Raw genomic sequence first — 15,548 nt, forward strand, 5'->3', positions numbered from 1 at the left:
GTCGGGGCGCAGGAGTTGACGGATCCTGCGAAGGGGCCCGTCAGCATGCGGGACTTCGATCACGAGCTCAAGGGCGGGGTCCGGGGATTCAGCCGCGCGTGTGAATCGTCCGCCGGGAAGAAACCGGATCGGGCCGCCGGCCACTCTCGACTCGTATCCGCCGTCGGTTTCGGGAGATCCCGGCGTCGGTCCCGCGCGGCAACCGGCCCCGCGGGCCACCGCGGCGTGCACCGCACGACCGGCTCACCAGAAATGGACGCCCGTGCCCCAGGGGATCGTGAAGTGGTTCGACGACGCCGGACAATTCGGCGCCATTGTGCCCGACGGCTGCGAGGCCGAAGTGGCCGTTCAGTACTGCGTCGTCGCTCAACGGGGTGGTGACCGCTTATTGACGGCCGGTGACCGTGTGGCATTCGACATCACCCTGGATGCGGACGGCCGCCGAGCGGACAACATCCGTCTTCTCGACGATTGACAACGCACCGCGCCGGACTGCTGCATCCCGGTGGCGGGGGTCCGCTCCGGTGACAGGGACCGGAGTTCGCCGCCGGACGGCCCCCGAGGGCCGGCAGCCGTGCCGGGCGGCTGTCGGGGCCGCTGTCCGGGCGGCTGTCCGGGCGCCGATGCCGGGGAAGGCGACGAGGGCGGAAACGCGATCCCGGCGCGCACCGCCGGCCGCTGCGGGCAGGAGTCCCCCGTGGCGGTCGACGGCGTGTCCGCAGGGCATCCGGTGCGCTTCCCGTGAGCTTCCCGTGTACTGCTCCGGCCATTTCTCACCGGCCCCCGGGTACTCACGCACATCGGCCAAAACGTGCGTCCCACACAGAACGCCGATGGCCGGATTCCGCATGGGGCTCCGCCGACTCCTCGCGCCCGTCCGGGGACATCGGGTCCGGACGGGCCCGTCACCCCGGGCAAGGCCCGCCGCACCGCCGCTCCCTTTCCGGAACCGGAGGTACCGGTCATGGGTTTCGGCCGTTGCGCGGCCGACCGGAAAGAAGCTGGTTCGCCCGCCCGGCCGGCCCCTCCTTCGGTCACGCCATGTACAGCGGCAATCGCCTGTGGTGACATGAGCGCCGCCAACTCGGCCCACGCGGACACACCGCGCCCACCACCACGGTCAGGAGGATTCCCCATGCCCAGCATGGCGATCACCGGAAGCGCGATGGCGGCCTTGCTCGCCTCACCCCTCTCGTTCCAGACAAGCCCGGCTCCGACGCTTCCGGTTCCGCCCGACAAGATCGTCGTCGAGCTCGCCACCGTCAACGGTTCGGGGTGCCCCGAGGGCACAGCGGCCGTGGCCGTCGCTCCCGACAACACGGCGTTCACCGTGACCTACAGCGACTACATGGCGAAGGCGGGGGGCGGTGCGGATCCCACCGCGTTCCGGAAGAACTGTCAGCTCAATCTGCGGGTCCACGTTCCGCAGGGCTTCACCTACGCGATAGCCGCGGCCGACTACCGCGGCTTCGCCCATCTGGAACGCGGCGCGACGGGCCTGCAGAAGGCGAATTACTACTTCCAGGGGTCGCCACACACCACGGATGCGAGACATACGTTCACCGGGCCACTGAACGACGACTGGCAGACGTCCGACGTGACGGACATCCATGCGCTGGTCTGGGCTCCCTGCGGTGAGCGGCGCAACTTCAACATCAACACCGAACTTCGGGTGAACGCGGGGACGTCGAACCCGCAGAAGACGAGCTTCATGGCGATGGACTCGACCGACGCGAGCGTCAACACGGTCTACCGGCTGGCCTGGAAGGAGTGCCCGGAGAACTGAGCGCGTGACGGGGGCGGGCACTCGACGGCGTCCGGCGGGGGTGAGTGGTGACGGCCGCCGCTCCCCACGGCAGCGGCCGTCCACCCGAGAGGCACTGACAGCCGTTCGCCCCAGTTCTGCCCGTGCCGGTGCTCCCACTGCCATGGAGCACTGACTGTCGAGTGATCCGTACAGGGTGGTTCAACCGCCGATTTTCAGCCCCGGTGCTGCACCGGCGGCGGGCGACGCGCGGGGCGCGTCAGGCGCTGACGGCACCTGACGCGCCTGCCGTCACCCGGCGTCCGGGAGCCCGGACATGGCGATGGCCGGGGAAGCGGCGGCTTCCCCGGCCATCACCATCAGGGCGTCGTTGCCGACGGCCTGATAGCAGGAGTCGGTGCCGTCGGTCCTCTTGGCGCACTTGCGGATCTGCTCCCCGACGACGGTGCCGTTCTCACGGATCGTCAGGAGCGCGGTCTGCCGGGGCTCGCTGGGGTCGACCGTGCCGGCGGTCCAGAGATCGCCGGTGAACCGGGTGCCGGAGGTGCCCTTGGTCGGCCGCTGGAAGCGGTGCGGGGCGGACACCCGCAGTTCGACGGTGACGTTGGTGGGCTGCCGGCAGGTCACGTCCCAGTGCGCCTTGGTGGTGGCGGTCCGTCCGTTCACGTCCACGTCGAGGTCGCTGACCAGCACGGTGCAGTTCGCCTCGGGCGCCTGGGCGGCAGCCGGAGTCGTGGCGCCGGCGGTCCCCGCCGGGGTGGCGGCCTGGGCGGTGCCCGCGGGAGTCATGGCGGCGGCCGCGTCCGCCGGGGAGGCGGCGGCCGGGGCGGTGCTCGCCTGTGCCGTGGCCGGCGGCACGGGGTCCGCCGCGGCGGCGTCGGCCGGCGCGCCGACGGCCAGCCCTCCGACGAGGGTCATGGCGGCCAGAGCGGTCCGGGGAAGACGGGGGTGCATCGGTTACTCCCAAGGGTCCGGATGGAGATCGGTGATGTTCGCGATAGCCGATCCTCCGCAGCCGGACCACCGGCACGCGTGAGCCGCGCTGGCTTTCCCCACGATTCCACCCCAACACCCCACCCGGTCCCACGACCGGATGAGCCCCGGATGGCGGGGCGGCGGAACGGGAATTCCCGAAGGCCCTCCGCGCGCCGCCCCGCGGTATTCGCACCGAACGGGACGGAGCCCCCGGCAATGGCACGCGCCGGTGCCGGGAGCTCCGTCTCCGCCGGGTCAGTGGGCGGCTTCGTACTTCTCCACGACGTCCTTCGGAACGCGCCCGCGCATGCTGACCTCGATGCCCTGGGCCTTGGCCCACTCGCGGACCTTCACCGGGTCGGGCTTCGAACCGGAGGCCTGGGCGCGCTTGCCCTGGCCACGACGGGAGCCGGAAATCTTGCGGCCCGCGCTGACGAACGGCCCCATGGCCTCAAGGAGCTTGTCGTAGTTGTCGGCTCCGAGGTCGATCTCGTAGCTGATGCCGTCAATGCTGAAAACGTGCGTAGCAATGTCGTCGCCCTGCTCCCCACTGATGTCGTCGGTAATGAGGGTGATCACGCGCTGTGCCACTGTGTCGGTCCTTTCCGGCAGGCCCATGGACGTTGCCTGCCGCTGCTGAATCTGCTCCGCATAGAGAGAGGCGCCGACCCGGGCCGGCGCCTCCGGCATGAAGAAGGATGGTGCTCCGATTCCCAGGAAATCGCGAGCTCGTGGACGATATTGTCATCCGTTGAACGAACAAGCCACCGCCATCGACGAACCTGACCGCAGAAATCGTGACCTTCCCGAGGAAGGACGAACACGGAACGGAGTGCGTTCCCGACACGTAAGCGCTTACCGGTTACGGGAGTTGGAGAACACCCCTTCAGGACCGTCGCCGCGGAACGCTGCCCCGGGTGACCGTGTGGACGTCCGGCCCCGCGCATTCCGGCGGGCCGGTCAGAGCAACGGCCCGCTGCCGGCCGGTCCGTAGAGGTCGAGCAGGCGTCTGCGCGATGCGGCGAGCCGGTGCCCGATGACCGTGGCGACCGCCGTGACCAGCTCGAGCCCGAGCGCGGGCTCGTCACGGCAGAGGCCGGTCACCGCCTCCGCGTCGAACTCGAACGCCTCGACCTCGGTCAGGGTCTGGGCGCCGAGATGCCAGCGCCGGGGCGGTGCGAGCCAGGACCAGCCGACCAGATCGCCTTCTCCCAGCGTTTCCACGACGGGGGCGCGGCGGCCGGGGACATGCACATCGAGCGCCACACCGCCCCGTCGAATGACCCAGAACCGGTCGGCCCGGCTCCCCTCGTCGAAGAGCCGCACGCCCGCCGGAATGAGCGTGACACTGGCCAGCTCCAACAGACGTTCACGGTGGACGTCCGACATATTGCTCAGCACTCCGGTGGGGACACTCATCGGGAATCCTCACTGCCGCCGGACGGAATCCACTGGGCCCTCGGCCCAGGGCGCCGTCGGACGGAAACCCCTGGGCCCCTGCCCATGGGTCCATCGTCCGCCACCCCGCGGACCGCCGCACCGTCGCGCACCCGCGACCACGCACTCCCCCGTGGCACACGGCGACGGAGACCCGGTGCGTCCGTCCGGTTCCGGTGGGTGACGGCGGGAGCGCCTATCACCCGGTGCGGGTGAAGACCGGCCCCCGGGCGGATTGCGACGCTGGCGTTCCGTCGTACTCCGCGTCGCCCCGACGCCGCCCGGCCGGAAGGGTTCACCATGGACGACTACCCGCTCATCGCGGACCACGGCCTGATCGGCGATCTGCAGACGGCCGCGCTGGTGTCGGCCGACGGCAGCATCGACTGGTTCTGCTGTCCCCGGTTCGACTCCCCGAGCGTCTTCGGCGCGCTGCTGGACCACAGCCGCGGTGGGTACTTCCGGGTGAGCCCGTCGAGGGGTGCCTACTCCGTCAGGCAGCTGTACCACCCCAACACCGCCATTCTCATCACCCGGTTCATGACGGAGGAGGGGGCGGGCGAGGTGGTGGACTTCATGCCCGTCTCCCGGGGCCTGGCCGCCACCCGGAACCACCGGCTGGTGCGCATGCTGCGCTGTGTGCGGGGGCGGATGGAGTTCAAGGTGGAGATCGCGCCGCGGTTCGACTACGGCCGCAGCCCCCACGAGCTCCATGTCAGCGAGCACGGGGCGGTGTTCACCGGCAACGGCATGGAACTGACCCTGCACACGGTGCGGGAGCCGGACGACGCCCGGCCCGCCCACGGGCGCTCGGTGGACGGTGACATCCATGCGGTGCTGCCGCTGGAGGCGGGGCAGCAGCGCGGCGTGGTGCTGGAGTCCTTCGCGGGCGGGCCGCCCCGGGAGATCCACGCCGCCGAGTTCCAGCAGCTGTTCGACGACACCGTCCGGTACTGGCGTACCTGGCTGAGCCGTTCGCAGTACATCGGGCGGTGGCGGGAGGCCGTGGAGCGTTCCGCGATCACTCTGAAGCTGATGACGTACGCGCCGAGCGGGGCGATGGTGGCGGCCCCGACCGCGGGCCTGCCGGAGCAGCTCGGCGGCGAACGGAACTGGGACTACCGCTACACCTGGATCCGCGACGCGTCCTTCTCGGTGTACGCGCTGCTCGGGCTGGGCTTCACCGAGGAGGCCGCCGCGTTCATCGGCTGGCTGCGCGACCGGGTGCGGGAGCAGGCCGGCGGCCGGAGCAGTCCCCTCAACATCATGTACCGGGTGGACGGCTCCGCCGACCTCACCGAGGAGGTGCTCGACCACTGGGGGGGCTACCGCGGTTCCCGGCCGGTGCGGATCGGCAACGGCGCGGCGGACCAGCTGCAGCTCGACATCTACGGCGAGGCGCTGGACAGCATCTCCTTCGCCGACCGCCGCGGGATCCAGCTGGACCACCGGGGCTGGACCTCGCTCAGCACCATCATGGACTGGCTGACCGAGCACTGGGACCAGCCGGACGAGGGGATCTGGGAGACCCGGGGAGGCCGCCAGGACTTCACCTACGGCCGGCTGATGTCGTGGGTGGCCTTCGACCGCGCGGTGCGGCTCGCCACGGAACGCGGCCGGCCCGCCGACCTGCCGAGCTGGACCACCGAGCGCGACAAGATCTACGCGGAGATCATGGAGCGCGGCTGGAACCCCGAACGGCAGGCCTTCGTCCAGCACTACGGGAGCGATGTGCTGGACTCGTCGCTGCTGCGGATGTCCACGGTCGGCTTCATCGCACCCCACGACCCGATGTGGACCTCGACGCTGGCCGCGATGGACCAGGAGCTGGTGTCCGACAGCCTGGTCTACCGGTACAACCCGTCGGCCTCGCCCGACGGCCTGCGGGGCTCCGAAGGCACCTTCTCGCTCTGCACGTTCAGCTATGTCGACGCGCTCGCCCGCGCCGGACGGCTCGACCAGGCACGGCTGGTCTTCGAGAAGATGCTGACCTACGCCAACCACCTGGGGATGTACTCCGAGGAAGTGGCCGTGACCGGTGAGCAGTTGGGGAACTTCCCGCAGGCCTTCACCCACCTCGCGCTGATCGACGCGGCCATCACGCTCGACCGGGCGCTGACCCGGGCCGCGCACAACGCGCCGCCGGTCTCGGTGGGGATGCCGCCGCGCACCGCGGACGAGCCGTCCGATCCCGCGCAGCCCGCCGGGTGACCGGGATGACGACACGAGCGGGCTCCGGCACCGCACCGCCGCTGGACCGGGACGCCTTCGAGGCGCTGCGGCGCCGGCTCGCCGACGAGGTGAGCCGGGGGCCGGACGACCGGCCCGGCGCCCTCAGGGAGCTGACGCCGGCCCGGCTGCTCGCGGCGGCCGGGGAGATCCGTACCGGTCGCACGGTCACGCTCGCGGCGCCCATCGGGACCGAGCCGACGGCCGACAACCCCGAGCCGTGCGACCACCGGATGACCAGCCCGCCGGAGAGCGGCGCGAGCCCGGCCGGGCTGCACTTCGCCCTGGACCGCTTCGCGATGAACGTGCACGGCAACGCCGACAGCCACATCGACGCGCTGTGCCATGTGGTCTATGACGCGACGCTGTACAACGGGGTGCCGGCGACGGCCGTGACCTCGGGCGGCGCGACCGAACTCTCCATCGACGCGGCGCGCGACGGCATCGTCGGGCGGGGCGTGCTGCTGGACATCCCCCGGCTGCGCGGGGTGCCGTGGCTGGAGCCGGGCGACCAGGTGACCGCGGGGGAGCTCGCGGCGGCCGAGGCCGCACAGCAGGTGCGCGTCGGCGAGGGGGACCTGCTCTTCGTACGGGTGGGCCACCGCCGGCGCCGCAACGAGCTCGGGCCGTGGGACGTCGCGGCGACCCGGGCCGGACTCCACCCGGAGGCGCTGCGGTTCCTGGCGGAACGGCGGGTGGCCGCGCTGGGCAGCGACAGCAACAGCGACGCCGCCCCGAGCTCCGTGCCGGGGGTCGGCTTCCCGGTCCATGTGCTGGGCATCCATGCGATGGGGCTGCACCTGCTGGACTATCTGCAGTTCGAGGACCTGCTGCCGTTCTGTGAGCAGCTGGGGCGGTGGTCGTTCTTCTGCGTGATCGCCCCCTTGCGGCTTCCGGCGGCCACCGGCTCGCCGGTCAATCCGATCGCCGTCCTGTGAAGGTGAGGGGCGACGCTCCGGACCGGGCCCGAGGCACGTGAGCCTGCGGCTTCGGCTTCGGCTTCGGCTGTGGCTTCGGCTGTGGCTGTAGGGGCGCGTGTGCCCCGAGTGGCGGACAGGGGCCGGTGTCGGTTTTGATGGTGTTCACCCCCCGGGTGGGGAAGCGCACCGGCCGATGGGCGGCGGCGACGCCGTTGTCGCAGCGTCCGCCACGGCCGGCCGTACCGAGAAGGCGGCCGAGCGCTCACGGTGGTGATCATGCGTCTGAGCACATCCCCGGCGTCCGAGGAACCCCCCGAGGCATCCGTGTCCCGCGCGCGCCGCACGGCATCCGCGGGCGTCGCGGCGCGCCGCGGGGGCCGGACGCCCACCGGGGATCCGCTGCTCGGCGCCCGGTTCGCCGTACCCGCGCCGCCGCGGACCCATGTGGTGCGCCGGCGTCTGCTGGCCCGGCTCGCCGAGGGCGCTGCCGGGCCGGTGACGCTCGTCAGCGGGCCCGCCGGGACCGGCAAGACCGTGCTGATGGCCTCCTGGGCCGCCGAGGAGCAGCCGCCCGGCCCGGTCGTGTGGCTCACCACGGAACCGGACAACAACGCTCCGGGGGTGTTCTGGGCCTACACCCTGGAGGCCTTTCGCCACCACGGCGTCACTCTGGGTGACGGGATCGGTGTTCCGACGCACGCGGATCATGTCGACCGTTCGTTGCTGACCCGGCTCGCCTGCGCCCTGTCCCGGCTGCCCGAACCGGTGGTGCTGGTCCTCGACGACTTCGACGAGGTGCGCTCCCGGGAGGTGGCGGCGGGTCTGGAGTTCGTGGTGCGCCACGCCGGGCCGCAGCTGCGTCTGATGCTGGTCAGCCGGCTGGAACCGCTCCTTCCGTTGCACCGGCACCGTGCCGCGGGCCAGCTCACCGAGATCGACGGCGCGGACCTGGCGTTCACCCCGCGCGAGACGGCGCTGCTGCTGCGCCGTCACGGGCTCGATCCGTCGCCGGACAGCGTCCGGACGCTCTCGGCGCGGACCGGGGGCTGGGCCACCGGGCTCCGGTTCTCCGCGCTGTCCCTGCAGCGCGGCGACGCGCCGTACGGCTCCCCCGCGGGGCACGACGCGGTGGCCGACTACCTCACCGCGGAGGTGCTCGCGCCGCAGCCCGCGCCGGTCCGGGACCTGCTGGTGCGCAGCAGTGTGCTGGAGCGGGTGCATCCCGGTCTCGCGGACGAGCTGACGGGCCGGGACGACGCGGCCCGCACCCTGGCGGCGCTCGCCCGGGCCCACGCCTTCGTCGAGGCGGAGACGGGCACGGGGTGGTACCGCTGCCATCCGCTGTTCGCCGAGGTGCTGCGGGCCCGCCTGCGGCTCGCCGACGGGGCGTTGGAGCCCGAGCTGCACCGGCGGGCCGCGCGGTGGCTCGCCGCCGCCGGAGATCTGGACGCCGCGCTCCCCCATGCGGCCGCCGCCCGGGACTTCGCCTTCGCGGCCGGCTTCCTGGTCGACAACCTCGCGGTCGGCCGTCTGCTGCTGGGCCCCGGAGCCGACGCGTTCGCGGAGCTCCGGTCCGCGGTCGCCCCGGACCAGCCGGACGCGGGGGCCGCCGTCCATCTCGTGGCGGCCGCCTGCGCCCTGGCCCGGGACGACGCCGCCGGCTGCCCGGCCCATCTGGAGCGGGCGCGGCGGGCGTTGGCCGACGACGCCCCGGCGGCGCCGGCCTCGCGGCTCTCCCTGGCGCTGCTCGGGCTGCTGGCCGGGAGCGGTACGGCCGAGGGGGACGGCTGCGCCGCGGCGGACCGGGCGGCGGCCGAGGTCCGGGACCTGCTGGCGCACCTGCCCGGCCGCTGCGCGGCGGAGCATCCGGAGCTGCCGGCGCTGGCCCGGTACGGCGCGGCGGCCGCGCGGCTGCGCGCCGGCCGGCTCGACGACGCCGAACACGCCTTCCGGGAGCTGCGGGAGTCCTGCACGGACCCGGTCACCCGGCCGCTCCACGATGCGGCACTCGGTGCGGTCGCGCTGATCGAATCGCTGCGCGGCGCGCTGACCGCGGCCGAGGCGCACGCCCAGCAGGCGCTGGCGGCCGGGCGGTGCACCGGGCCCGCGCTGCTGCGCCCGTGGGGAACGGGCCATCTCGCGCTGGCCGGTGTCGCCTCGGAACGCCATGAGCTGCCGGCCGTCAAGCACCATCTGCAGCTCGCCGCCGCGGAGTTCGGAGCTCCGCTCGATCCGGTGGTCCGCACCGAGTGCGCCGTCATCCGCTCCCGCCTCGACGTGGCCACCGGCGACGTCCGGGGGGCTCTCGGCGGCATCGAGACGCTGGCCGGTGGCCTGTCCCCGGAGGACACCGATGGGGCACCGGCTGCCCCGACCTGGCTGGAGGAGCGGGCCGCCGTCGCGCTGTCCGCCGCGCATCTGGCCGCCGGTGACCCGGAGCGGGCCGTCGCCGTCCTGGCACCGGGCGCACCGGGTCACCCCGCGCGCCTCGTGGCGCTCGCCCGGGCCCGGCTGGCGGCGGGCGACGCGAGCGGGGCGCGGGACCTGCTGGCCGCGCTGTCCGACGCCCCGGGCGCCGGGACGGCGGACCGCGTCCGCCTCCGGCTCCTCCAGGCCCGGATGGCGGAGCTGGACGAGGAGCCGCGGACGGCGCGGCGGCTGCTCGGTCAGGCGCTGCGGCTCGCCCGTCCCGAACTGCTGCGGCGGCCCTTCACCGACTCCGGCGCCTGGGTCGGGCAGCTGCTCCGGGACGGGGCCGGGACGACGGAGGAGCACGACTGGCTGACCGTCGGGGCGGCCGGGGGCGGCGCGCCCCCGGAGGCCGGGGGCGGACCGGAACCGGTGATCGTGGCGTCGCTCACCGACCGGGAGCGCGAGGTGCTGGCGCAGGCCGCCGGAATGCTGTCGACCGAGGAGATCGCGGCGGAGCTCTGTCTCTCGGTGAACACCGTGAAGACACATCTCAAGAGCATCTACCGCAAGCTGTCCGCCTCCCGGCGCAGCGAGGCGGTCCGGCGGGCCCGGTCACTCGGTCTGCTCTGAACCGCAGGTGCTCCGCCCCGCGCTTGCCGGGGGCGGAGCTTTCCTGGGTGCTTGCCGGAGTGCTTTCCTGGGGCGCCGTTCTGGGCGTGCGGCGGCCGGGCCGCTGCCGGGCCGCCGCGGTGTGCGTGCGGAACGCCGGTCACGCCGAGCGGGCCGTGACCCGGCCCGTCCGCACCGCTTCCACCAGGGCCGCGTGATCGCGCTCGTTGCGGTCCGCGTAGCCCTCGGCGAACCGCACCATGGCCTCGTCGAAGACGCCCCCGCGGCCCAGATAGGCGGCGATGCCGATCCGGTCCCCGGAGCGCGCGTGCGCCCGGGCCAGCGTGGCACCGCTGAGCCGGCCGAACCGCTCCAGCATGTCGGGGACCATGGAAGCGGGCTCGACGATGCCCTTCCAGTCCCGCAACTGGCGGACGTAGAAGTCCCGCTGCCGGCCGTCGATGCCCTCGGCGCGCTGCCAGCCGAGGAAGATGTCACTGGCCGACTGCATCAACCGCTGTCCGGAGACGACCCGTTGGCCCTGGTTGTCGTAGGCGCTGGCGCCCACATGCGGGGCGAGGACGGACTCGTCGGCCTCCTTGGCCTGGAGCAGCAGCGGGTCCTGGTCGTCCCGGCCGAGCAGCAGCACCAGCCAGCACCGGGTGCCGACGCTGCCGACGCCCACCACCTTGCGGGCCACGTCGGCCAGCCGGTACTGCTCCAGCAGGGTGCGGTGGTCGGAGCGGAGGGTGCGGCCGTACCGCTCGATCAGCTCGCGGAGCGCCTGTTCCAGCATCTCCCGCTGGACCTGCGGGAGCAGGTCGGTGAGCGGCACGATCAGGGGCGGGTCGGCGGCGATCCGGCGCTCGCCGTCCACGACGTGGGTGAGCTTCTCGAAAGCCTGGAGCGTGTCGTGGGACCGGGCCTTGTCGAGGGCGCGCGCGAGGCGCTTGCGGCGGGACCGGTCCAGCTGCTCCGCCTGGATCGCCTGGATCTGGTCCATGTCGGCGTGGGCGTACCAGACATCGAGATTGCCCATGTCCGCGAAGAAGCGCATGCGCTCCCGGTAGGACCGTACGGTGGCCCGGACGATCTCGGCGCGTTCGGCCTCGTCCCAGCCGTTCTCGCGGCAGGCGATGACCAGGCTGGTCGCGAGCCGTTTCACGTCCCACTCCCAGGGGCCGGGCAGCGTCTCGTCGAAGTCGTTGATGTCGAACATCAGGTGCCGCTCGGGGGAGGCCAGCAGCCGGAAGTTCAGCATGTGGGCGTCGCCGCACAGCTGTGTGGTGAAGCCCGACACCGGCGTGTCCGCCAGGTCGGACGCCATGATCGCGGCTGCGCCCCGGTAGAAGCGGAACGGGGATTCCAGCATGCGTCCGTACCGGAGGGGCACCAGCTCGGGCACCCGGGTCGCCGACTGCCGTTCGATGAGGTCCACCGGATCCGGGCGGCCCGGCGACGACTCGAACTCTCCGTGGCGGGAGCGGGACGTGCGACCGCGGGCCGCCTTTCCCTCGTCGGCGCGCTCGCGCGGCGTCCGGAACGGCGCCGGGGTCTGGCTCGGTGGGGCCTGGAGCTGGGACATGGCGGACCTCCTGACGTACCGGCGCGGGCCACGCCCCCGGACGCGCCCGGAGCCACGGGATCCCGCGGCCCGCCCCGTCCGGTGACCCGGCGAGCCGCCCTGGGACCGCCGCCGGCGGCTCTCCCTCTTCACGGTTCCACACGTCCGCGGGGTGCGCATGCGCACCCGGAGCAGGCACCGCGCCGCAGCCGCGTCCTGGCCTGGGCGGCAAACCGGCGGGAGCGGCCGGCAGGAGGCCGCCGGGCTGCCGCGGCGCGGAGGCCGAGCGCCGCCCGCGGCCTGGGGTCAGTCCACCGGCCAGGTGTGGACGGGCGCGTTGAGGTGCATGTACGCGATGTACTGCTCGGTCATCCTGCGCAGCGCCTCGTGGTGTCCGACGCGCGAGTCCCGGGCGATCGCGTGGAACATCTCCGCCTGCCAGAGAGCACCGTTCCGCCCGCTCACGCAGCGCTGCTCGATGATGCCGAGCAGCGGTTCCCGCCACGCCGCGTCCAGCCCGAAGCGTTCCAGGCCCCGGTGGGCCAGCGGCAGCAGCCGCCGCAGAACGAGTTCGGTGGCCGGCACCTCGCCCATGCCGGGCCAGTACAGCCGGGCGTCGATGCCGTGCCGGGCGGCGGTGTGCAGGTTGTCCTCGGCGGCGGAGAAGGACATCCGGGTCCACACCGGCCGGTCCTCCTCGGCCAGGGCGCGCACCAGACCATAGTAGAAGGCGCCGTTGGCGTTGAGGTCCGCCATGGTCGGCCCGGCCGGCAGCACCCGGTTCTCCACCCGCAGATGGGGTCTGCCGTGCACGACGGCGTACACCGGCCGGTTCCAGCGGTAGATCGTCCCGTTGTGCAGGGTCAGCTCGGCCAGCTGCGGGATGTCGCCGTTCTCCAGGGTGTCCAGCGGGTCCTCGTCGTCGCAGAGCGGCAGCAGCGCCGGGTAGTAGCGGGCGTTCTCCTCGAACAGGTCGAAGACCGAGGTGATCCAGCGTTCACCGAACCAGACGCGCGGCCGGACGCCCTGCGCCTTGAGCTCCTCGGCGCGGGTGTCGGTGGCCTGCTCGAAGAGCGGGATACGGGTCTCCCGCCACAGCTCCTTGCCGAAGAGGAACGGCGCGTTGGCGCCGAGGGCCACCTGCACCCCCGCGATGAGCTGCGCGGCGTTCCAGTAGTTGGCGAAGTCGTCCGGGCTGACCTGGAGATGGAACTGGGTGCTGGTGCAGGCGGCCTCGGGGGTGATGGTGTCCGCGTAGGTGCGCAGCCGGTCGACGCCCTCGATCGCGATCCGCAGGTCCTCCCCGCGGGCCGCGAAGACCTGTTCGTTGAGGAGCCGGTAGCGCGGGTCCTCGGAGAGCGCGCCCGCACCGACGTTCTGCTGCTCCAGGGTCGGCAGGATGCCGACCATGATCAGGTGGACCCCCAGGGCCGCGGCCCGGTCCTCCGCGTGGTTGAGGGCGTCGCGCACCTCCTGCTCCCAGGCGCCGGGGCCGCCGGAGGTCAGCCGGCGGGGCGGTATGTTCACCTCCAGGTTGAACCGGCCGAGCTCGGTGGACCACGCGGGATCGGCGATCGCCTCCAGTGCCTCGGTGCTGCGCATGGCGGGCTCCGCGGCGCCGTCCACCAGGTTGAGCTCGATCTCCAGGCCGACCTGGGGCCGCTCGAACTCGAAGCTCTCGGCCTGGAGCATCGCGGAGAAGGCGTCGAGGCAGCGCTGCACCTTCCGCCGGTACCGGCGTCGGTCGTCGCGGGTGAACACGAGCGCCGGGACATCGCGTCCCATCTGCCCTCCCGGGTCTCCTCGGCCGTACACCCCCGCACTTCAGCGTCCCACGCCCGGCACACCCCGGCCAGCGACCGCGGACCGGGACCCTGAAGGCATCACCGAACGTGGAACGGGTCGCACGTTCCGTAGCCGTACCGCTCTTCGCCGGAGCGCGATCAGGCGGGGCGGGAGGCCGTGCGGCGCGGGGGCAGCCGGTGCAACTCGACGACGGTGAGCGCGCCCTGGGCGGTCTCGGCCGTCAGGTACGTGCAGTACGGCTGGCCGCGGCGGTCGGTGGGCGAGCCGGGGTTCAGCAGGCGGAGGCCACCGGCGGCGGTGGTGTCCCAGGGGATGTGGCTGTGGCCGAACACCAGGACGTCGGTGTCGGGGAAGCGTTCGGCGCAGCGCCGCTCGCGCCCCTGCGCCGGTCCGGTCTCGTGCACGACGGCGAACCGCACCCCGTCCAGCTCCGCGCGGGCGACCTCGGGCAGCCGGGCGCGCAGTGCGGGGCCGTCGTTGTTGCCGTACACCCCGATCAGCCGTCGCGCGCGGGATTCCAGGAGGTCCAGGGTCGCGGTGTCCACCCAGTCCCCGGCGTGGATCACCACATCGGCACGGGACATCCGGTCCAGGAGTTCGGCGGGAAGTTCCCGGGCGCGGCGGGGCAGATGGGTGTCGGCGGTCAGCAGCAGACGCACGGGGCGACGGTACCCCCGGTCACCGGCCGGCGGCTGCCCCGCGGACGGAGGGTGGCGTGGCGCTCCGGGCGGCGCCTCGGGGCGTTCGGGCCGCTCCCCCGGTTCCCGCACGGACGGCGGGACGCCGGTGGCGTACGGACGGCGGACTCCGGTGGTGCACGGACGGCGGACCCCGGTGGCGCACGGACCGGGACGCCGGTCCCTCGGGTGCGGCGGGCTCCGGCGCCCGCGCGGACGGCGGGACGCGGCCACCACGGCCGCGTCCCGCCGTCACGCCCTCCGTCGGCCGTCCGCCCGGTCAGATGCCGCGAACGCGGGCCGCCTGCGGGCCCTTGGGGCCCTGGGTGATGTCGAACTCCACCTGCTGCCCCTCCTCCAGGCTGCGGTAGCCGACCCCTTCGATCTCGGAGAAGTGGACGAACACATCCGCACCGCTCTCGCGCTCGATGAACCCGAAGCCCTTCTCACCGCTGAACCACTTCACTCTGCCCTGTGCCACTGCCGCTCTCCCTGAAGAATTGCGAGTCCTGAAACGCGAGTCCTGAACAGCGCGTGTCCTCGAACAACGCGAGTCGCGCCTGTCCGACGGCCATGGGTAACCGGTCCGCCGGCAACGGAAACTCGAACAGAAGCGCGCCGGCCTGCCCGTGGGAGTGACACGCCGACGGGATGCGGGCGCCGTCGCGGCGCGGGCCCCGGCGGGGGCCGGCCGGCGGGTGGGCCGATCCGGTGACCCTCCGCCGCGCCCCTGGCGCCGGTGCCCGGGGCGGCGCGAGGATCGTGCGATGAACCCGCCCTCCGGCCGCCCCGCACCCCACCTCGACCCCCGGGACGCCCACGGCGGCCAGGAACAGGAATCGCACCGGGCGGCGGCGGAGTGGCGGCGGCTGCGCTCCGCGGCGCGCAAGGTGGTCGCCGGGCACGCCGAGGACGCGGACGACCTGGCGTTCCTGCTGGAGGCCCTCGATCTGCACCCGGGAACCGACGGGCGGGTGCGCAGGGCGGAGTCCGGGGAGGGGCCGGTCCCCGGCTGCTGACCGCTCCAGGACGCGCTGCGCTCCGGGACGCCTGGCCTTCACGGACGGGTCCCGGGTGGTGCCCGACCCGCCGGGCACGCCGATCCCGGCCCCGGTGACGGCCGGGGCCCCGCCGCCGGGCGAATGCCGGGCCGC

13 protein-coding genes are annotated in these 15,548 nt (G+C 73.3%); 6 read left to right on the top strand and 7 right to left on the bottom strand.

The window, feature by feature from the left end; translation table 11 throughout:
* Positions 1 to 277: 277 nt before the first annotated feature.
* Entirely contained in the window at positions 278 to 475 is a 198-nt protein-coding gene (locus tag ABT112_RS19845) for a cold shock domain-containing protein (protein WP_351511300.1), read from the top strand.
* A gap of 660 nt (positions 476 to 1,135) precedes the next feature.
* Positions 1,136 to 1,786, top strand: coding sequence for a DUF4360 domain-containing protein (locus ABT112_RS19850; protein WP_351511302.1), 651 nt, complete (start codon positions 1,136 to 1,138; stop codon positions 1,784 to 1,786).
* Between the two features lie 270 nt (positions 1,787 to 2,056).
* Here ABT112_RS19850 and ABT112_RS19855 read toward each other — a convergent pair whose 3' ends face one another.
* The 3 genes from ABT112_RS19855 to ABT112_RS19865 all read right to left on the bottom strand — a co-directional run bounded on the left by ABT112_RS19855 (position 2,057) and on the right by ABT112_RS19865 (position 4,159).
* A complete protein-coding gene (locus ABT112_RS19855; protein WP_351511303.1) occupies positions 2,057 to 2,719 on the bottom strand; it encodes a hypothetical protein in 663 nt (220 codons plus the stop codon).
* 276 nt (positions 2,720 to 2,995) lie between these two features.
* Entirely contained in the window at positions 2,996 to 3,430 is a 435-nt protein-coding gene (locus ABT112_RS19860) for a histone-like nucleoid-structuring protein Lsr2 (RefSeq protein ID WP_351511305.1), read from the bottom strand.
* Between the two features lie 270 nt (positions 3,431 to 3,700).
* Positions 3,701 to 4,159 carry a cyclic nucleotide-binding domain-containing protein gene (locus ABT112_RS19865; RefSeq protein ID WP_351511307.1) on the bottom strand — a complete coding sequence of 153 codons (459 nt, stop codon included), beginning with the start codon at positions 4,157 to 4,159 and terminating at the stop codon, positions 3,701 to 3,703.
* Between the two features lie 318 nt (positions 4,160 to 4,477).
* Between ABT112_RS19865 and ABT112_RS19870 the strand changes: the two genes are divergently transcribed.
* From ABT112_RS19870 to ABT112_RS19880, 3 genes are all read left to right on the top strand, one after another.
* Positions 4,478 to 6,388 carry a glycoside hydrolase family 15 protein gene (locus tag ABT112_RS19870; RefSeq protein WP_351511309.1) on the top strand — a complete coding sequence of 637 codons (1,911 nt, stop codon included), beginning with the start codon at positions 4,478 to 4,480 and terminating at the stop codon, positions 6,386 to 6,388.
* 5 nt (positions 6,389 to 6,393) lie between these two features.
* Entirely contained in the window at positions 6,394 to 7,344 is a 951-nt protein-coding gene (locus ABT112_RS19875; protein ID WP_351511311.1) for a cyclase family protein, read from the top strand.
* A 258-nt stretch (positions 7,345 to 7,602) separates the two neighbouring features.
* Complete coding sequence (locus ABT112_RS19880; protein ID WP_351511313.1) at positions 7,603 to 10,368, top strand: winged helix-turn-helix domain-containing protein; 2,766 nt, start codon at positions 7,603 to 7,605, stop codon at positions 10,366 to 10,368.
* 139 nt (positions 10,369 to 10,507) lie between these two features.
* Here the strand turns inward: ABT112_RS19880 and ABT112_RS19885 are convergent, their stop codons facing one another.
* The 4 genes from ABT112_RS19885 to ABT112_RS19900 all read right to left on the bottom strand — a co-directional run bounded on the left by ABT112_RS19885 (position 10,508) and on the right by ABT112_RS19900 (position 14,875).
* Entirely contained in the window at positions 10,508 to 11,932 is a 1,425-nt protein-coding gene (locus tag ABT112_RS19885) for a DUF2252 domain-containing protein (protein ID WP_351511315.1), read from the bottom strand.
* Positions 11,933 to 12,217: 285 nt separating this feature from the next.
* Complete coding sequence (locus ABT112_RS19890) at positions 12,218 to 13,696, bottom strand: glutamate-cysteine ligase family protein (RefSeq protein WP_351511317.1); 1,479 nt, start codon at positions 13,694 to 13,696, stop codon at positions 12,218 to 12,220.
* A gap of 158 nt (positions 13,697 to 13,854) precedes the next feature.
* Entirely contained in the window at positions 13,855 to 14,376 is a 522-nt protein-coding gene (locus ABT112_RS19895; RefSeq protein ID WP_351511319.1) for a metallophosphoesterase family protein, read from the bottom strand.
* A 298-nt stretch (positions 14,377 to 14,674) separates the two neighbouring features.
* On the bottom strand, positions 14,675 to 14,875 hold the full coding sequence (locus ABT112_RS19900) for a cold-shock protein (protein ID WP_351511321.1): 201 nt from the start codon (positions 14,873 to 14,875) through the stop codon (positions 14,675 to 14,677).
* Positions 14,876 to 15,161: 286 nt separating this feature from the next.
* On the opposite strand from ABT112_RS19900, the gene ABT112_RS19905 reads away from it, so the two are divergent.
* A complete protein-coding gene (locus ABT112_RS19905) occupies positions 15,162 to 15,413 on the top strand; it encodes a hypothetical protein (protein ID WP_351511323.1) in 252 nt (83 codons plus the stop codon).
* Positions 15,414 to 15,548 lie beyond the last annotated feature (135 nt).

The sequence above is a fragment of the Streptomyces sp. NPDC002055 genome (assembly GCF_040296705.1).
In the GTDB taxonomy this organism is placed as follows: Bacteria; Actinomycetota; Actinomycetes; order Streptomycetales; family Streptomycetaceae; genus Streptomyces.